The sequence below is a fragment of the Pelatocladus sp. BLCC-F211 genome, assembly GCF_041928655.1.
GTDB lineage: Bacteria > Cyanobacteriota > Cyanobacteriia > Cyanobacteriales > Nostocaceae > Pelatocladus.
This window is the reverse complement of record NZ_JBHFLM010000168.1, coordinates 1-18,408: the sequence shown is the minus strand read 5'-3', so window position 1 is coordinate 18,408 and position 18,408 is coordinate 1. Positions and strand designations below refer to the sequence as shown.

The following is an 18,408-nucleotide window of genomic DNA, read 5'->3' as shown; positions in this document are numbered from 1 at the left end:
TTCCACCTAAAAATCGAATCATTACTGAATTTACTACAAAAACGGTGAAGGAGAGGCTGCCAATGGCAGCCTCTCCTTTTCCCCCCTCGTAATGATTATCATTCTTATCTGCTGTATATTTTATTTTCTGGAAGTCCCTAACTAATGGGGGTAGTTTCTGATGAACCTATATAACTGATGGAGGAATTAGTTTAAATTTAGTTGTGATACTAGCTTATGAAAGATGTGATCGCTTTGGATCTCTGCATTAAAATCACCATCTGTCCTAGTTGTGCGATCGCTCTCATAATTTATCTTTACAAGCAGCTTAATTTGATATTTTAATTTTTTGCTGTCATTAACTCTAATTTCTAAGGCTTATCTAAGCATCTTTGTAAATGCAATCATTCATATAGATAAATTATTATACATGTTTGATGCATTTATTCTTACAATTATGAGTAAGTGGTTTTCCACCACTTTGCCAACACAATCAAGGTTAGCCTCAAATTCAAGGTAAAAGATAAGAATAAAATTTAACAATTCACTTCTTACTTTTGCCTTTTTATTCAAAATTACAGCTATTTTTGAGGTGTAAGATAATTGCACTTGAAAGCCCATCCCAAAGAGGAGTATTAATATTAGCCCTTCTTAACCCAGAAGCTGTCCAAGAATTACAATTTCTCAAAATTGAGTAACTGCCAATTGCTGCATAAAAACCTGCATTGACAGTGTGACCATTACCCAAGCGGACTGTTTTACCTTTTGTATCTAGTTGAAAACTATCTTGGATATAGTCTGTTAATCGTGAATAATCATTTTTGCTGATTCGGACACATTTAACTTCTAAATCAGTTGGGATTACTTGATAACCTTTAACATACATTACAGAATGGGTTGGTATGAATAGTGCTTTAAAAGTAGTAGAAAATTTTAAATCAGACAAAGAAGGAGTTAACATATAAAAATCTTTATCTCCCCAGCCAAAACTTAAATAATTATAATCGGGAGCAGTATCTATACCGATTTTGCTGATCGAAAAAAACTTGTGCCAATCAAAAATATTATTTTTTGTTGGCACTATAATATTAGAATGAATACCTGTGTTAGAAACACAAATTTTGATATCACAATTGCTTTGTGAGTAATCATGCCATTTTCTAGGTATAAATGCACTGATAGCTAGTAAAATTAAGCTAAATAAAACCAATCCTAAAATGTAACAAGGCAACCTATATAATAAGCGTATAAAAACTGAATAATGAGTATGATTCATAAAAATACCTGCACAGTTTGAGAGTAAATTTCAAGAGAGTGTAGGCAGCATATGAATATTTTTACGTATAAGCCATAAAAATTACTACTTATGAATCGGCGCGCACTGCTGTTAGTAAATCGTCAATCCCGCCAAGGACAAAAGCGTTTGTCAGAAGTGATGAGTTGTCTTGTAGAACAAGGATTTGAGTTGATTGCAGCATCCGCAGAAAACCCCCAGGACTTCTCAGAGATCATCCAGAGATATCAACATCAAGTGGATTTAGTAATTGTTGGTGGTGGTGATGGTACTCTCAATGCTGCGGTAGATACTTTAGTTGAAACTAATTTACCTCTGGGAATTTTGCCTTTGGGAACTGCTAATGATCTCGCAAGGACTTTAAAAATTCCCAATTCTTTAGCTGAAGCTAGCAAGGTAATTGCTAAAGGTGAATCAAGACGCATTGATTTGGGAGAAGTCAACGGCAAATATTTTTTCAATGTTGCTAGCTTAGGATTGAGTGTGAAAATAACCCAGCGACTAACCAAAGAAGCAAAGCGTCGTTGGGGAATCTTCGCTTATGCTTTTACCGCCTTGAAAGTTATTTGGGAATCTCGGCCCTTTAGCGCAGAAATTCGTCTGTCTGATCAATCAATTAAAGTCAAAACTGTGCAAATTGCGATCGCTAATGGTCGGCACTATGGCGGTGGTATGACAGTAGCTCCCAATGCTATGATTGATGACCAAAGATTGGACTTATACAGTCTAGAGATTAAGCACTGGTGGGAGATAATTCCCTTACTGCCGAGAATGCGCCAAGGACAACATATAAATGCTCGGAATGTTCGCTCTCTTCAAGCTCAGGAAATTCAGGTGTATACTCGCAAACCTCGTCCTATTAACACTGATGGTGAAATCACCACCTATACCCCCGCTCATTTCCGTGTAGTTCCCAAAGCTGTAGCTGTTTTTGTCCCCCGCTAGGTTATAGTATTACTCGGTATTTGTTTACTAAAGAAATCATCTAAAATTTCACACTGCTGTTTTTGAGTGAGCGATACTGCAATTTCTTGAATATTGAGTATTGGTAACTCTCTCAAAGCTTCTAGCGTTTGATCAAAGTTCTCATTCAAAGAAGTTTTTTTACCAAAAGGATTACTATTGATTGATCCTTGATCACCACTTTTGTGTGTCACTAGTTGCATTAACAACTCGACAGCTACTCTAGGCAGAACTTGGGGTGGTGTAGAATTCGTGTAAAAAGAAAAAGTCATGCTACCTAGCCGCAGATGATCGCCATCTTGTAGTTTAATCGGACGATACACAGGCTCACCATTCACAAAAGTACCATTGGTGCTACTAAAGTCAACCAAATAAAAGCCTGAGTGATCAGCATCTTTAATATACTGAATAGCTGCATGGCGACGAGATACACGTTGATCACAAACGTAAATTCCACATGTGCGATCGCGACCTATCGTCCAGATATGCTGTGGCTGTAATAATCTTTGCGTTTTCCCCTCACATAAATTGGTAATCACATAAACGGCAGAATCATCAACCATACCTTGTAGATAACACGCCTGTAACCCCGTAAACGGCGACTGAGGTAAATTTTCTAACTGAAGAATTTCATCTAAAAAGCTACTATGGTGTTCATACAACTTGAGGAATACTTGATATAAACTCAGTCGCTTTTCTAATTCATTTTCTGATAACTCAGCCATCATAACTTAGCCTTTATATTGCTAACAAATATCTATTTTTAAGTCAGTTATGAACAGTTAGTCTGATTTTATAATCTGGAAAAGTATCTGATATACTTGATGTTGCTATTTTGCTCATCAAGCGATAGATATTATTGAACTTTCATTCTCCCAGATTAAAGTTTCCCTTTAGTTAAAAGTAACCGCAATACTACTTAATATTTAGAAAAATTATAATTTTCTTTATTATTAAACTTAACAATACTATAAAACAGTTGATTAAAATTATATTTATTAAACAATTACATTTAAACTGCTTTCAACAAATATGGGCAATTTATGAATTGCCTTAATGTAAAAATCAAAGCACAATGTCATAATTATGTTTAAGGCTCAAGGTACACCTACTCTTTTTCTCTCCCTGGTTCCCCATCCTGACTAATGCCACAAAATCTATTACAACAACCCTCGTTTACCATTAGGGCGTACCGTCATCCAATTTGTTTTAGCTAGTGCTAGTTGTTCTTCAGAAATTTTCGCACCAGTTAAATTAGCACCACACAAATTAGCTCCCCGCAGGTTGGCGTTTTGCAGATAAGCATAGCTGAGGTCTGCACCTCGTAAGTCTGCTCCTTCTAAATCAGCATTATTGAGGTAAGCTTTGGTTAAATTACTATCTCTGAGGTTAGCTCGATTGAGACTAGCTTTACCAAAGTCGCTGCTGTGGAGATCAGCTCCTTGAAGGTTGATTCTTTGCAGTTGAGAAGAATGGAAATTTGTTTCTGATAAATTGGCACCTTGCAAATTGAGGAGATTTAAATTGTGTAAGGCAAAATCTCGTCTCCCTTTTAGATAAGCTGAGATTAAATTTTGGCTATCTAATTGGCGCATAACTTGAGATTTTTGACCTTGAGAACCACTACTATTGCTAGACAAAGTGGTTGATTTTGTCGTCAGCATTCGTTGTCGTGTCCCCCCTGCATAGGTAAAACCAGCACCTTCGGTAATCCTGGCTCGTCTTGCCCGAATTGCTGCTGCAACCTGTGCCACACTACTAGAAACACTGGAAGGATTGCTGTTAGGAATCCCAGAATCTTCTGAACGGTTAGTTGTTCGTTCTTTCACACCACCATTGGGTTGAGAAACCAAACTTTTTGACAAACTCTCTAGATACGGTTCTAATTCTAATGCTCTGAGTACTTCTGTGGCTGTTTGGTAGCGATTACGCACAGAGACTTCCAGCATTTTCCGCAATACATCTGCGAGGTGATCACTCACTTGTACGTAATTTTCCCAAAGAAGTTCACCTGTTGTGGGGTTATATTGCAGGTCTTTAGGAGATTTGCTGGTTAGTAGATAAATGCATGTAATTCCCAAGGCGTAGATGTCACTAGCATAGACTGGACGCATTGCCATTTGCTCTGGAGGCGCAAAACCAGGTGTCCCAATGGCATATGCAGTTAATGCTGTGTGTTCTGAATGGTTTACAACAGCTTGTCTGACTTGATTGGTAACAGCACCAAAGTCTATGAGAACTAATCTACTATCTTGAGTACGGCGAATTACATTAGCAGGTTTGATATCACGATGTATTACCTTACGTTCGTGTATGTATTCAAGCAATGGCAGGATTTCGCTCAAAAATTGCTTTACCCCGGCTTCAGTAAAGACTCCTGTGTGTTTGACCTCTTGCTGTAAAGTGGAGCCACTGATGTATTCTTGAACCAAATAGAATTGTTCACACTCTTCAAAGTAGTCTAGCAAGCGTGGTACTTGCGGATGATTGCCAATTTTACCCAAAGTTACAGCTTCTCTTTCAAACAATTCCCGTGCCATTTGTAGAACGTGGGGTGCGCTTCCTGATGGGCGTAATTGCTTGATGACACAACTCGGTTCGCCTGGTAAGCCTTGATCACTGGCTAAAAAAGTTGCTCCAAAACCACCTTGACCTAAAGCTTTCACTACCCGATAGCGCGAGTGCAACAGCAATCTTGAGCCACAAGACTGACACCTCTGGCTATAGGCCAAGTTTTCTGGATTGAGACAGTTAGGATTTATGCAGTAGCTCATGCATCATCAACTCACCGCACGAAAAATCACGGGGAGTGTACACTCCAGATCTCAATTATTTAGATCAAAAGCTACTTTTACCAGGTTATTTTTGCTGGAAATCCTTTGAAGAATTGCTAAAGTCAGGCAAAGCTGAGGTAAAGCAATAGTAGACTCACTTAATTTTCACTAGTTTTAATACTACTCAGTACTAAATAGTATGCTTTTATAAGATTTTTTAGCATCGCTAGGTAGGGGAGATTATAAGTCGGTGAAAGAAAATTTTCCTTTCATGTCTCCCCTCTTTTAAAGTCATACCCAATTGCTACTGGATTTTATTTTTCACTTTGCTGCTTTCTTCGTGCTAATGACTACCAGAAGAAACAGTTTGCTCAACTATTTCCTTGGCTGCATCTAGTAGATACTCAAAATAGGTACGAGCAACGATTGATAGTTGTTTTCCTGAAGGATAAACCATGTACCAGTCACGTTTGATCGGAAAGTGTTCTACATCTAATACAGCTAAATCCCCTGTATCTGGTAACAAGGTATGGCGAGATAATACGGAAATCCCCAAACCACCAGCTATGGCATGTTTAATTGCTTCGTTGCTTCCCAGTTCTAATTTAACTTTGACATGTACCTCATGCTGCTCTAGTAATTTCTGCACAGCGCGACGTGTTCCGGAACCAGGTTCACGCATGATAAAAGGTTCATCAGCAAGACGTTGGATGGGAATATGTTTTTCTTTTGCCAGAGGATGATTAATTGGTGCTAAAACTACTAAGGGATTTTCCAAAAACTGTTGGTAACTTACATCCAAATGATCTGGAACTTGACTCATAATATACAAGTCGTCCATATTGCTAGTCATGCGTTCCAGAATACCTTCATGATTTGTCACTTGTAGTGATATCTCAATTCCTGGATAGCGTTGACAAAAAGGTCCCAACAAACGTGGAATAAAATATTTAGCTGTGGTGATTACAGCTAAACGTAATTGCCCTTGTTTTAGCCCTTTTAAATCTGCCACCTTCATTTCAAATTGGGCTATGGTCTCGAAAATTTGCCGACACGTAGCGTATAATTCGCGTCCAGCTTCTGTCAAATACAGACGCTTACCTACCTGTTCAAATAACGGTAAACCTACTGATTTCGTCAATTGCTTAATTTGCATGGAAACAGTAGGTTGGGTAAGAAAAAGTTCCTCGGCGGCACGTGTAAAGCTACCGTGTCGCGCCGCCGCTTCAAACACCTTTAACTGGTGCAACGTCGCTTGGTTCAAGGGTGATTCTCCTCTACATAATGGCAACTTCAAGTTATGAGTTATTAATATAGATATTAATCTATGCCTGTTATTATTAGATAGGTATTTAATTTATAGAATTAAAAAGTTATTATCAGAACAACAAGCAAAGCGTAAGATGCCTTCCAGCCAACGTTGCACACCTTAAAGGTGCTTTTTGGGGATAGTAATCAACGTTGTACTAACCTCATCCTGCTGGGTGTGTACAACGTTTTTTTCGTAGTCAAATTTTTTATGATTCCTCCTGTATTTTTACAGGTAATGTAGATAAATCTGGTAACTCTAGTAACTCTGCCTCCATAACTGGCTCTTTGATATTGAGTGGCAATCTTACAGGTTGACGCTCTTCTAACCAGCAACTTGCTACTGGCAAGGTTTGTTCTAGTTCGTCGAGTGGTCGAGGAATTACCATTACAGCGTTTAATTCCCCAATCCGTTCTGCCTCGTACATCCCAGCTTCTACTGCTACTGCAACATTTGCTACAGAGCCACGAATAATGGCTGTACACAAACCTGAACCAATTTTTTCATACGCTGCTAGCTGGACATCAGCAGCTTTAAGCATGGCATCAGCTGCGCCTACCATTGCCGGAAAACCCCGCGTTTCTACTAAGCCAACTGCTTGGTTACTTAAACGACTATAAGTGCCATCCTCAGTGATAGCGCGTAGACGGTTATTGATAGGTAATACAACTTCTAGGTTAGGGAATGGTCTGGGAATTACTAAGCTAGAAACAAACTGATCAAATTGTTTAGCTGTTTGCTCACCAGCTTCCACCGCTAGACGGACATCAGCGATCGCTCCTCGAACAATAGCAGTACAATGACCACTACCAATCTTTTCATATCCAACTAGGTGAACCCCAGCAGATTTCAGCATCATATCTGCCGTACCTACTATTGCCGGAAAGCTAATAGTTGATACTAATCCCAAAGCACTATCCCTGAAGATGTCTCGACGAGATGTGTGGACATTGTATGCGTCCATATGAATTCTCCAAGATGTTTAAAAGAAAGGATGAAGGCTGTAGGCTGAAGGATAAAGAATTATTACTTCATTGTTCATACTTCACACTTCATACTTCCATATAACACTTACTCAGACTTCTCGTCAGAGGAGGGTTTATTCAAGGATTGCCGATGTGGAAATAAAGTGATTAACAATTGCTGAATGCTTCCCTGTCCGTAAATATGAGTACCGATGTGATTTTGAGATTCAGTGGTAGGCTCTTGTGTAACCTGATTGTCCAGTTGTGAGTTTTGAGTAGCGGAAGATGCAGAAGGCTTAGGATGTGGAGGCGTAGGCTTGGAAGCAGGGGTAGCACGCCCAGTAGAAGTTCCTGTGTCACCCTGTGTTTGCGTCCCCGTGTCCTCTTCATTCCACAGATCCTCTTGTTCTAGTATGTCCATATCCTCTGGGCTAGAAGCAGGATTGGTGGTGGATGGTTGTGGCTGTTGAATTTTCTCAGTGACTGCAAAAGCATCACTCAAATGGCGACTGTTATCTCCCAGAACTGAACCGGGTGCAACTACTTGTCCAGGCTCCACGGAACAATTAAATACTGTTGTTGCTGAACCGATGCAAGCATTTGCACCAATTTTACCACTACCGATCATCAGGAAACCTGCTCCCAGGTTTGCCCCAGTTTCTACTTCTAGGGTTCCTTCATGAACTTTGAGGATTGACCCCATGCCAATACAAACCCCTGAACCAATGATCATCTTACTGCTTGGAGCCGCTTGCAGTATCACCCCTGGTGCAATCACAGCACTAGGATGAATAATTACCTCGCCACTGATGTAGGAGTCAAAGTTATTACCCAGGCGCAGTGGCGGCACAGACATGAAAATTTTAACCTCGGAAGCCGTGAATGTTTGATGGGATGAAGGAGATCAGAAGACGCGGAGAGTGGAGAAATAGTGACACGGTGAGTTCTTTCACAGTATCTGTGTGTCTTTGTTTCTCCGTGTCATCAACCTCCTCTATTCCATTGCACCCTATTTACGGGCGTTGAACAATCAACTCCAATACCCGGCGCTTGGCTTTGGGGTCAATACCAATCAAGCGCACGTATTCGCCTTCATATTCATTGATATAGCCCTCCAAGGCTGCGATCGCTTCCCTGATACTATGAGCCTGAATTTGCCCACAGCTAGCCCAGGAACAAGTACGGAAGCGTCTTTGGTCTACGTGTTCAGCGCTAATTTTAAAGCCTCCAGCTAACAGTTGCTGTAGTTGTTCCACTGCTTCGGAACTTAATTTATTACTGCTGGCTGTTGCTGTTGTGCTTGCAGAAGCAAAAGAGGTTGTTGTCCCACCTGATTTACTGCTGCTAGATGTACTAACTGGACCGTTGGGACGTTGAATAATGCTTTCCAATATGCGACGTTTGGCTTTGGGGTCGATACCGATCAAGCGGACATATTCGCCTTGATGGTTCTCCATACAATCTTCTAGGGCTGCAACCACATCCCCAGCAGAACTTGATTCAATGGGCGTGCAGGTTTGCCAAGAACCAGTACGGAAGCGGCGTTCATCGACGTGTTCTGTACCGATTTTGTAACCACCAGCCAATAGCTGGCGGATTTGATCTATGGTTTCGCTACTGAGTCTGTTGCTGCCATTGCTGTAGCCGCTACCGTTGCCATTGCCGTTGTAGCTGCCATTGCTGCTAGAATAAGCGGGAGCTTTGAAGGAGCTAGATGCTTGGACAACACCGTCGGGACGTTGGATGATGTTTTCTAACACCCGTCGTTTGCCTTTGGGGTCGATGCCAAATAGGCGGACATACTCACCACTATGATCTCTCAGACAAGTTTCCAAAGCTGCGATCGCTTCACCTAAGCTTCTGGCTTCAATTGGTTTGCAACTAGTCCAAGAACCTGTGCGGAATCGCCTTTGATCTACGTGTTCTGTACCAATATGATATCCTTGCTGTAACAGATAGCGTACCTGCTCTACTGTTTCCGCACCCAAGCTATTGCTAGACACCTCGTCGCTCCTTTCAAACACTTCAACTTCTATGCTTGTACTTGTATAAGAATTAGTTAATTCATCACGAATAGTCCTAATACATTTACTATCCGCAGCACACAAATAACCTGCTCGTAGTGCTTGGTTAATCCCAACCACATGATGAGCAAATTCTTTGTCATCAGCTTGCACATCTGGCAGCCGATCAGCTTGCTGCTGGTTAGTAATTACTGCCCCTGAAGGTACATATTTACCTGGGGGAATTTCTACATCTTGGATTAAGGCGTGCATCATCACAATGCAACCTGCTCCCACCCTGGCATTAAACACCGTAGAACGAAAACCAATAAAACAGTTATCTCCTACGTAGCATGGCCCATGAATTAAAGCCATGTGGGTAATACAGTTATTCTTGCCAATCCATACAGAGTATTCTTGTCGGTCGTCACCAATTACACGCCCCTTTTCCAAGCCGTGGACTACAACACCATCTTGAAGATTGGTGTTTTCGCCAATATAAAACGGCGTACCTTCATCCGCTCTAATCGACGTACCGGGCGCAACTATGACATTTGCTCCGATCTTTACATCCCCAATGATGTTGGAAAATGAATGCAAAAAGGCCGATGGGTCTATTGTTGGTTCAGCTAAATTCCTTGACCACGGCGTTGGGGGAGCCGCCTCCGCGATGCTGCGGACTGCCATTGCGAGATTCCTCCTCAGTTGACTTTTTGTCATTTGTCATTTGTTATTTGTCCTCTGTCATTTGTCATTTGTAATAAATAGCAACTATTAACTAATGACTAACGACTCTTGTACAGACGCGTAGACGCTCGTAAGAGCGGCTTCAAGGTAAGAGTATAATCGCGTCTCTAATGACCAATGACTTATCGATATTGCTCTTTTTTGCTGTAAATCATGCGATCTTCGACATAAACTGTGTCAATGATCGCAATGACTGCTGCATCTACTGGACGCTGTTCGTTGCCAAGAATTTGCCGAGCCGCACTACCACAACTGACAAGTACCCACTCGTCTACCCCAGCACCAACACTATCGGCGGCTACCTCGTATTTTGGCAGAATGCGTCCTTCTTCATCGACTAATTGCAACAAAAGTAGTTTAACACCCCTAAGATTTGGATCTTTTTGAGTGCTAACTACTGTGCCACGAACTTTGGCAATTTGCATTTATGATTTATGGTCTTCTACCGAAGGGACGAATTGCATTCACATTTTCCCGGAACTGCTCTACATCTTCGGTATAACGAATTGGTAGAACATACTCCAAGTTCTCATGGGGACGAGCAATGATGTGAGTAGATAGAACTTGCCCGCCATTGACTCGCTTGACTGATTCTACTCCTGCTGCTACTGAGGCTTGTACTTCCGAAACATCTCCTCGGACAATCACAGTGACGCGACCGCTACCGATTTTTTCATAACCCACTAAGGTAACGCGGGCAGCTTTTACCATCGCGTCTGCTGCTTCCACTACTGCCGGGAAGCCGAGCGTTTCTACCATTCCTACTGCAATTGACATACTTTTTTCAATCCTTAAGAAGCTTCCAACAAACAAAAACAAGCAAAGTCACAGGAATTTTTAGATTTTAGATTTTGGATTAGGGTTTGGTAAATCTAAAGCCAAATTTTTCTGAATCTATTACCCCTTCTGCGTTTGCCTGCGGAGTCCATACTAAAATCCAAAATCACAAATCCAAAATTGTTAAGTGCGGAACTGCTCCACAGCTTCTGTGTAACGAATTGGGAGAACATACTCTAAGTTCTCGTGGGGGCGAGCAATGATGTGGGTGGAAACCACTTCACCACCGTTGACTCTTCTCGCTGCTTCAACTCCAGCAGCCACTGAAGCTTGCACTTCCGAAACATCTCCCCGCACAATCACTGTCACCCTAGCACTACCGATTTTTTCATAACCTACCAATGTGACACGAGCAGCTTTCACCATCGCATCAGCAGCTTCAACCACTGCCGGAAAACCCTTTGTTTCAATCATTCCAACCGCAATAGGCATCGCAGGACTCCTACACAATTAATCAATTAGTACTCTTTTATGGAAAATTCTGACGGGGATGCTCATCTTGAGCTAAATAACTGTTCTCAAATTAAGCATAAGAAAGCTTGGCTCCCCTGACAATATAAATTAGTATAATAGTTTATAATAAAATAGTTTAAAAAAACTTAACAACTTTTTATATGTGTATTATTCTCAACCAATCTTCACGGATTCCTAGAGTACCTACTTCTGTTTTATAATTTCTTTATTATATTTGCTGAAACCAGTTCATAGAAACGTAAATCCTGTCTCTAGGGGAACGACAAGCAAGCTACAAAGTAGTATTGGTGTCTTTCCTCGGTTTTTGCTGTTTCCACCAAAATAGTTAGAAAAAATGTATAAGTTTTTATTATAAGTTAGATAAATAGTTCTTTTCGCGATAGAAATTTCGGCGGATGTAGATGGAGGTTAGCGTAGATTAAAATCAGGAAAATTTTATAGAAAATATTACTCTTTTTTTCTTATTGAGCAAGCAGCAAAGGTAAAACAATGCTGTTTAATGGAATTTAAATCTTTAATAAGAATAGAGTTTAATTAATTAATTTAATTTAGCAAGGCGAAGAATTACAAGCTGAGACATCAAGGAAAATTTAAATGAATGAGTTTTTGTTCTCAACAACTTGGTGGATACCATTTTATAGTTTATTAGGAGCCATTTTGACCTTGCCTTGGGCAATGGGAATAGTTCGCCGTACTGGCCCAAGACCAGCAGCATATTTTAATTTATTGACAACTTTTTTGGCTTTTATCCATAGCTTGGTTGTATTCAAAGATATTTGGAATGGAGAACAAGAAAATTTTGTTATTACCTGGTTTAGTGCTGCGGATTTAAACATATCCTTTGCTTTGGAAATCTCACCAGTGAGTGTTGGAGCAACAGTTTTAATAGCAGGATTAAGCTTACTAGCGCAAATTTACGCTTTGGGTTACATGGAAAAAGACTGGTCATTGGCTCGGTTTTTTGCTTTAATGGGCTTTTTTGAAGCAGCCCTAAGCGGTTTAGCAGTCAGTGATTCCCTGTTTCTCAGCTATGCATTGCTAGAAATGCTGACTCTGTCAACCTACTTGCTTGTAGGATTCTGGTATGCTCAACCACTGGTAGTTACAGCAGCACGAGATGCGTTTTTAACCAAACGGGTAGGAGACTTGTTGCTGCTGATGGGAGTAGTCACACTAGCAACCAAAGCAGGTAGTTTGAATTTTTCTGATTTATATGAGTGGGCGCAAACAGCACAACTTAGCCCTTTAACTTCAAGTTTATTAGGATTGGCATTGATTGCCGGATCTGCGGGTAAATGCGCTCAATTTCCACTGCACTTGTGGTTAGATGAAGCGATGGAAGGGCCTAATCCAGCTTCGGTGATGCGAAACTCAATGGTAGTAGCTGGTGGAGCCTATATATTGTATAAATTGCAGCCCATCTTAGCCTTATCACCATTTGCTCTCAACACTCTGATCATTATTGGTACAGTAACGGCAGTTGGTGAATCTTTGGTATCGATCGCCCAAACTGATATTAAACGGGCGCTCTCTCACTCCACTAGTGCATACATGGGCTTGGTATTCTTGGCAGTAGGCTTGCAGCAAGGAGGCGTGGCTCTAATTTTGCTATTTACCCATGCGATCGCCAAAGCGTTATTGTTCATGAGTACTGGTTCGGTAATTTATACTACCAGCAGCCAAGATTTAACCGAAATGGGCGGCCTATGGTCGCGAATGCCAGCAACTACCACCGCCTTTGTAGTTGGCTCTGCTGGGATGGTAAGTTTGTTACCTTTGGGCAGCTTCTGGGCGATGTTGTCTTGGGCTGACGGCTTGGCAATCATCACCCCTTGGGTACTTTGGATATTAGTACTTGTGAATGGCTTGACGGCATTAAATTTAACACGAGTATTCCGGTTAGTATTTTGGGGAGAACCACAACAAAAGACCCGTCGCGCCCCCGAAGCACCTTGGCCAATGGCATTTCCAATGGTAACTCTGACAATCATGACCCTATTATTACCCGTGATGTTGCAGCAGTGCTATCTTCTACCAACCTGGGAAAGCATCAATTGGTATGTAGTGGGAATGATCGTATTTTCTACCCTATTAGGAGTAGGTATTGGCTCAACGATGTATCTCCACAAAGCTTGGTCACGTTCGAGAATCTTAGCTTGGAGATTTGTACAAGATTTGCTGGGATATGACTTCTACATCGACCGGATCTATAAATTCACCGTAGTTGGTGCAGTAGCCCTACTTTCTAAAATTTCCGCTTGGAGCGATCGCTACATAGTAGACGGTCTAGTTAACTTGGTAGGATTCGCAGCAATTTTTGGTGGACAAAGCTTGAAATATAGCATCTCCGGGCAATCACAAGGATATCTACTGACTATCCTTGTCGGCATCAGCATACTAGGTTTCTTCATCAGCTGGTCATTAGGTTTGCTGGAGAAATTGCCTTTTTAGGGGATAGGTGATCGGTGATCAGGGATCGGGAATTGGGGACAGGGAGGACAAGGGGGACAAATGAGACAAGGGGGACAAGGGAGAAATTTTTCCAAATGTCCCATCCCCAATCCCCAATCCCCAATCCCCAATCCCCAATCCCCAATTCCCAATCCCCATTCCCCATTCCCCATTCCCAAATCCCCATTTATCGCCTATGCTCAGTGCTTTAATTTTGCTGCCGTTATTGGGTGCAGCTTTAATTGGTTTCTTGCCTATTGGCATGAATGGAAAACTATCCCGTAGTATCTCATTAGTATTTGCCAGTTTGGCTTTTGTGTGGATAGTTCTCTTAGCAGTTAAGTTTAACCCAACCATCGTTAGTCAACAATTTACTGAATTCCTACCTTGGATAGATGCTTTAGGTCTGAACTATCACTTGGGTATAGATGGTTTATCTTTGCCTTTGCTACTGTTGAATGGACTTTTAACTTGCATTGCCATTTATAGTACAGACGAAGATATACAACGCCCGCGATTTTATTACTCTTTACTATTGCTGTTGAGCGCGGGCGTCACTGGAGCATTTCTCGCCCAAGATTTACTACTATTCTTCCTGTTTTACGAGTTAGAACTCATCCCACTTTATCTACTAATTGCCATTTGGGGTGGTCAAAAACGCGGTTATGCAGCGACGAAATTTTTGATTTATACCGCTTTTTCTGGCATTTTAATTTTGGCAAGTTTCCTTGGGTTAGTGTGGCTGAGTGGTTCACCTAACTTTGCTTTAGAAACTTTAAACAGCAAAAGCTTACCTTTAGCAACACAAATTTTGCTGTTGGCAGGGATTTTAGTTGGTTTTGGCATCAAGATTCCTTTAGTTCCTTTTCATACTTGGTTGCCAGATGCTCACGTAGAAGCTTCCACACCAATTTCAGTCCTGTTGGCTGGAGTATTGTTGAAGTTGGGAACTTACGGTTTACTGCGTTTTGGCATGTTCTTGCTACCAGATGCTTGGAGATATCTAGCTCCCGTTTTGGCAACTTGGGCAGTGATCAGTGTTCTTTATGGTGCATCCTGTGCGATCGCCCAAAAAGACATGAAAAAGATGGTGGCATACAGTTCTATTGGACACATGGGTTACATACTCCTAGCTGCTGCTGCTGCTACCCCATTAAGCATATTAGGAACTGTGATGCAAATGATTAGCCACGGCTTAATCTCTGCACTACTATTTCTATTAGTGGGAGTCGTGTATAAAAAAGCAGGTAGCCGTGATTTAGATGTGCTGCGGGGACTGTTGAACCCAGAACGAGGTATGCCTGTAATTGGCAGCTTGATAGTACTCGGAGTGATGGCAAGCGCTGGTATTCCCGGAATGGTCGGATTTATTGCCGAATTCGTCGTCTTTCGTGCTAGTTTTGCAGTTTTTCCGGTGCAAACTTTGTTATCCATGATTGGTACAGGGTTAACTGCTGTTTACTTCCTACTTCTCACCAACCGGGCATTTTTTGGGCGCTTATCAGCACAAGTAACAAACCTACCACGAGTTTATTGGAGCGATCGCACTCCAGCCATTGTTCTAGCTGTATTGATTGTCATTCTAGGTATCCAACCTGCTTGGTTAACCCGTTGGAGCGAAGCAACAACAACAGCAATAGCCAATACTCAAAGTGTTGTTGCTCATGTGTCAGTGCAAGGAATAGGGGATTAGGAATCGGGGACAGAGAAGACACAGGGGACAAGGGAGACAAGGAAGAAAAGCGAGAATTTCCCCTAATCCCCTATTCCCAATGTCCAATTCCCTTTCCCCCATCCCCAATTCCCTTTCCCTAATTCCCTATTCCTTTTTCAGGAGAACTGCAATGGTAACTACTAAAAAAAACCCTGCTCATCATCCATTAGCGGAATATATTAAAAAGTTGCAAACTGGCGAAGCATTACTTCGCGACAGTCCAGAAAATGTATTAGAAGTAGTTGGTATCCTTAAAAGCTACGGCGTTGTTTTAGATGCTTATTCCAAAAATCTTATCTATATTGCCGAAAATCAATTTTTAGTATTTTTTCCTTTTTTCAAATATTTTAATGGCGAAATTACTTTCCAGAAATTACTCCGTCACTGGTGGCACGATCGCATAAATTTTGAGTATGCCGAGTATTGCATGAAAGCAATGTTTTGGCATGGAGGCGGTGGACTAGATCAATATTTAGACACAAAAGATTTTCAACAAAGAGCGAAAGCTGTGATTGCAGCTAAGTTTAAAAATAATCCGCTCATGCTGGGAATTAATCAACTTTTTCCCGATTTTCTAATTGAACAGTTGCGTGTTACTTCTTATTACAGTGGCTTAGGTCAATTTTGGCGGGTGATGGCTGATATTTTCCTCAGCTTATCAGACCTCTATGATCAAGGCAAAATTAAATCAATTCCCCAAGTTGTAGACCATATCAAACTCGGTTTAGTAGAAGCTGCGAATAAACCTATTACCTACTCTGTCAAAATTAAAGATAACGTCTACGATATCCTTCCCGCTAGCCTTGGCTTAACTTTCTTGGCAGATACAGCAATTCCTTATGTAGAAGCGGTTTTCTTTAGAGGAACACCTTTTCCTGGCACAGTTTCCTACAATGCCCAAGCATATCAAATTCCACCAGACCAAGCGAGATTTCAGTACGGTGCTTTGTATGCTGATCCGTTACCAATTGGTGGCGCTGGTATTCCTCCCACATTGTTAATGCAAGACATGCGTCACTTTCTCCCAGAATATCTACATGAAATTTATCGCCGCAGTCGTCGGGGAGAAGATGATTTGCGAGTACAAATTTGTCAGACTTTCCAAAAGTCGATGTTCTGTGTTACTAGCGCAACTATTTTAGGGTTAATGCCTTACCCTGTAGATACTCAAGATCCAAAAGAGCAAGAACTGAATCGAGTTTATTTAGAAAAGTGGATGGATAGGTTGCAAACATCGCGATTAATGGATGTTAATAGTTAGTTTTGGCAAAGATTACCAAAATATTGTAGTGGACTGTCTAATCTAAAATGTTGCATTAGATTTTTAGTTTTTCAGCGAAGACAGCGCCTACTACGAACTTTTTTCTATTGGACTATTTTAGTCTAGACAGTCCAGTAGGGTGTGATAGCGTCAGCTAACGCACCTTTTTATATGCCCCGCCAACCTCGCGAACTCAAAGCCGGATACTGTTATACCAATTTCCTTTAAAAGTGAAACATATTTTTTTGTAGAGACGTGCCATGGCACGTCTCTACATTATTTATGTGTATCGCGATTAACGTGAAATGGTATTACCATATCACTGTTCGTTTCTTTGGATTCTTCTGCTATTTACCACCTGTAGATAAAACCCTGTTGATCTGAGTGTAGGCGATCGCTCTGTTCAAAAAAAAGTGCGATCGTTTTTCTTTAAACTTCACAGGTTGATGAGGCTATTTCTGAATAAATACAAAAATGCGATCACTCCTATTTAACTAATCAGATGGGAGAGCGATCGCATTTCTATTGTCAAAATAGCAACATTAAACCTGAGAGCGATCTGTCAAAATTTCGTAGCCTGCTTCTGTCACCAACACAGTATGCTCAAATTGAGCCGACAGAGCATTATCCACAGTCACAGCTGTCCAACGGTCTGCTAGTATCCGCGTATACTTAGAGCCAGCATTTAAAATTGGCTCAATTGCCAGCGTCATTCCTGCACGTAGCTTGACATTTGGCATGTCGTGAGTACGGAAGTTGAACACAGAAGGTTCTTCGTGAAGATTGCGACCAACACCATGCCCGGTAAAGTCTTCAACTACGGTTAATTTGTTAGCTTTGACATGATCTTCAATTGCACCTGCAATATCCATCAGGTAATTTCCCGCTTTTACCTGTTCAATACCTTTATAAAGTGCTTCTTCGGCGACACGAATCAATCTCGCAGCTTCTGAAGTAACTTCACCTACAGCAATGGTGATACAAGAGTCACCATGAAAACCTTCGTAATAAGCTCCTGTATCTACTTTTAAAACATCTCCAGTCCGAATAACTTTCTTTTTATTGGGAATACCATGTACAACTTCATTATTGATACTGGAGCAAATAGAACCAGGAAAGCCATGATAGCCTTTAAAGCTAGGTGTAGCACCCATTTCTCGAATGCGTTTTTCCGCATAAGCATCTAAGTCAGCAGTGGTCATTCCTGGCTGTACCAACTCAGAAATTTCTTTCAATACAGTTGCCACAATTTTAGCTGATAGCCGCATAATTTCAATTTCACGTGGCGACTTAATTTCAATACCTCTGCGTTGTCTTTTGGGGCGGTTATTTTGAGTTGGTTGAGAAAGCAGGTTACTTAGAATGTTCATGGGGAATAAGTAGTTATTTGCGCCTTGCTGCTTTTTTCGTTTTTAGTTGTTTGAAACAACTAGTGACTACTGTACGAGCGGCTGAGGTTAGTTGAGAAATAATATCTATATTTAAATTAACGTATTTTTACCAAAAACCTGGGTCTAAAGCCTCGTCCTTCTAGGACGACTTTGATGATATTATGTTTTTAGCGGTAAAGCGCACAGATAAAAAACGAAGTAGGTCAAGTGGACAACTCCTGATCCAGAACCCTGGTAGTATAAATC

15 protein-coding genes are annotated in these 18,408 nt (G+C 41.2%); 4 read left to right on the top strand and 11 right to left on the bottom strand.

The genetic code is table 11. From position 1 onward, the window contains the following. Window positions 1–544 precede the first annotated feature (544 nt). On the bottom strand, window positions 545–1,255 hold the full coding sequence (locus ACE1AT_RS21095; protein ID WP_374871874.1) for a TIGR02117 family protein: 711 nt from the start codon (window positions 1,253–1,255) through the stop codon (window positions 545–547). A gap of 90 nt (window positions 1,256–1,345) precedes the next feature. On the opposite strand from ACE1AT_RS21095, the gene ACE1AT_RS21090 reads away from it, so the two are divergent. Then, window positions 1,346–2,218 (top strand): lipid kinase, encoded by an 873-nt coding sequence (locus ACE1AT_RS21090; protein WP_374871872.1) that lies wholly within the window; start codon window positions 1,346–1,348, stop codon window positions 2,216–2,218. Here ACE1AT_RS21090 and ACE1AT_RS21085 read toward each other — a convergent pair. The 9 genes from ACE1AT_RS21085 to ACE1AT_RS21045 form a co-directional block, all read right to left on the bottom strand. Then, window positions 2,215–2,964, bottom strand: a complete 750-nt coding sequence (locus tag ACE1AT_RS21085) for an FHA domain-containing protein (RefSeq protein WP_374871870.1) — start codon at window positions 2,962–2,964, stop codon at window positions 2,215–2,217. The two genes, ACE1AT_RS21090 and ACE1AT_RS21085, sit on opposite strands and share 4 nt — an antisense overlap. Before the next feature lie 432 nt (window positions 2,965–3,396). After that, complete coding sequence (locus ACE1AT_RS21080) at window positions 3,397–5,010, bottom strand: pentapeptide repeat-containing protein (protein ID WP_374871868.1); 1,614 nt, start codon at window positions 5,008–5,010, stop codon at window positions 3,397–3,399. A gap of 343 nt (window positions 5,011–5,353) precedes the next feature. Beyond that, window positions 5,354–6,274 (bottom strand): LysR substrate-binding domain-containing protein, encoded by a 921-nt coding sequence (locus tag ACE1AT_RS21075; RefSeq protein WP_374871866.1) that lies wholly within the window; start codon window positions 6,272–6,274, stop codon window positions 5,354–5,356. Between the two features lie 253 nt (window positions 6,275–6,527). Further along, window positions 6,528–7,283 (bottom strand): carbon dioxide-concentrating mechanism protein CcmK, encoded by a 756-nt coding sequence (locus tag ACE1AT_RS21070; RefSeq protein WP_374871864.1) that lies wholly within the window; start codon window positions 7,281–7,283, stop codon window positions 6,528–6,530. A 107-nt stretch (window positions 7,284–7,390) separates the two neighbouring features. After that, a complete protein-coding gene (locus ACE1AT_RS21065) occupies window positions 7,391–8,140 on the bottom strand; it encodes a transferase (protein WP_374871862.1) in 750 nt (249 codons plus the stop codon). A 157-nt stretch (window positions 8,141–8,297) separates the two neighbouring features. Then, window positions 8,298–9,974 carry a ribulose bisphosphate carboxylase small subunit gene (locus ACE1AT_RS21060; RefSeq protein WP_374871860.1) on the bottom strand — a complete coding sequence of 559 codons (1,677 nt, stop codon included), beginning with the start codon at window positions 9,972–9,974 and terminating at the stop codon, window positions 8,298–8,300. Window positions 9,975–10,156: 182 nt separating this feature from the next. After that, window positions 10,157–10,459, bottom strand: coding sequence for a EutN/CcmL family microcompartment protein (locus ACE1AT_RS21055; RefSeq protein ID WP_374871858.1), 303 nt, complete (start codon window positions 10,457–10,459; stop codon window positions 10,157–10,159). Between the two features lie 7 nt (window positions 10,460–10,466). Then, the gene (locus tag ACE1AT_RS21050) at window positions 10,467–10,811 is read right to left on the bottom strand and encodes a carbon dioxide-concentrating mechanism protein CcmK (RefSeq protein ID WP_010995041.1); all 345 of its coding nucleotides are present in this window, start codon (window positions 10,809–10,811) and stop codon (window positions 10,467–10,469) included. A 183-nt stretch (window positions 10,812–10,994) separates the two neighbouring features. Then, on the bottom strand, window positions 10,995–11,303 hold the full coding sequence (locus tag ACE1AT_RS21045) for a carbon dioxide-concentrating mechanism protein CcmK (protein ID WP_009457333.1): 309 nt from the start codon (window positions 11,301–11,303) through the stop codon (window positions 10,995–10,997). A gap of 636 nt (window positions 11,304–11,939) precedes the next feature. Here ACE1AT_RS21045 and ACE1AT_RS21040 point away from each other — a divergent pair. The 3 genes from ACE1AT_RS21040 to ACE1AT_RS21030 all read left to right on the top strand — a co-directional run bounded on the left by ACE1AT_RS21040 (window position 11,940) and on the right by ACE1AT_RS21030 (window position 16,771). Continuing rightward, window positions 11,940–13,796 carry an NAD(P)H-quinone oxidoreductase subunit F gene (locus tag ACE1AT_RS21040; RefSeq protein WP_374871854.1) on the top strand — a complete coding sequence of 619 codons (1,857 nt, stop codon included), beginning with the start codon at window positions 11,940–11,942 and terminating at the stop codon, window positions 13,794–13,796. Between the two features lie 196 nt (window positions 13,797–13,992). Continuing rightward, a complete protein-coding gene (locus ACE1AT_RS21035) occupies window positions 13,993–15,489 on the top strand; it encodes an NADH-quinone oxidoreductase subunit M (protein WP_374871852.1) in 1,497 nt (498 codons plus the stop codon). A gap of 151 nt (window positions 15,490–15,640) precedes the next feature. Next, window positions 15,641–16,771 (top strand): CO2 hydration protein, encoded by a 1,131-nt coding sequence (locus tag ACE1AT_RS21030; RefSeq protein ID WP_374871850.1) that lies wholly within the window; start codon window positions 15,641–15,643, stop codon window positions 16,769–16,771. A gap of 542 nt (window positions 16,772–17,313) precedes the next feature. On the opposite strand, the gene map is transcribed toward ACE1AT_RS21030, so the two are convergent. Continuing rightward, on the bottom strand, window positions 17,314–18,141 hold the full coding sequence (gene map / locus ACE1AT_RS21025; RefSeq protein ID WP_374871848.1) for a type I methionyl aminopeptidase: 828 nt from the start codon (window positions 18,139–18,141) through the stop codon (window positions 17,314–17,316). Window positions 18,142–18,408: the final 267 nt, after the last annotated feature.

Bases quoted from the DNA above. Each gene is read 5' to 3' on its own strand.
- map (WP_374871848.1), bottom strand. From the start codon at position 18,141: ATGAACATTCTAAGTAACCTGCTTTCTCAACCAACTCAAAATAACCGC.
- ACE1AT_RS21095 (WP_374871874.1), bottom strand. From the start codon at position 1,255: ATGAATCATACTCATTATTCAGTTTTTATACGCTTATTATATAGGTTG.
- ACE1AT_RS21090 (WP_374871872.1), top strand. From the start codon at position 1,346: ATGAATCGGCGCGCACTGCTGTTAGTAAATCGTCAATCCCGCCAAGGA.
- ACE1AT_RS21085 (WP_374871870.1), bottom strand. From the start codon at position 2,964: ATGATGGCTGAGTTATCAGAAAATGAATTAGAAAAGCGACTGAGTTTA.
- ACE1AT_RS21045 (WP_009457333.1), bottom strand. From the start codon at position 11,303: ATGCCTATTGCGGTTGGAATGATTGAAACAAAGGGTTTTCCGGCAGTG.
- ACE1AT_RS21050 (WP_010995041.1), bottom strand. From the start codon at position 10,811: ATGTCAATTGCAGTAGGAATGGTAGAAACGCTCGGCTTCCCGGCAGTA.
- ACE1AT_RS21060 (WP_374871860.1), bottom strand. From the start codon at position 9,974: ATGGCAGTCCGCAGCATCGCGGAGGCGGCTCCCCCAACGCCGTGGTCA.
- ACE1AT_RS21035 (WP_374871852.1), top strand. From the start codon at position 13,993: ATGCTCAGTGCTTTAATTTTGCTGCCGTTATTGGGTGCAGCTTTAATT.
- ACE1AT_RS21070 (WP_374871864.1), bottom strand. From the start codon at position 7,283: ATGGACGCATACAATGTCCACACATCTCGTCGAGACATCTTCAGGGAT.
- ACE1AT_RS21065 (WP_374871862.1), bottom strand. From the start codon at position 8,140: ATGTCTGTGCCGCCACTGCGCCTGGGTAATAACTTTGACTCCTACATC.
- ACE1AT_RS21055 (WP_374871858.1), bottom strand. From the start codon at position 10,459: ATGCAAATTGCCAAAGTTCGTGGCACAGTAGTTAGCACTCAAAAAGAT.
- ACE1AT_RS21080 (WP_374871868.1), bottom strand. From the start codon at position 5,010: ATGAGCTACTGCATAAATCCTAACTGTCTCAATCCAGAAAACTTGGCC.
- ACE1AT_RS21040 (WP_374871854.1), top strand. From the start codon at position 11,940: ATGAATGAGTTTTTGTTCTCAACAACTTGGTGGATACCATTTTATAGT.
- ACE1AT_RS21030 (WP_374871850.1), top strand. From the start codon at position 15,641: ATGGTAACTACTAAAAAAAACCCTGCTCATCATCCATTAGCGGAATAT.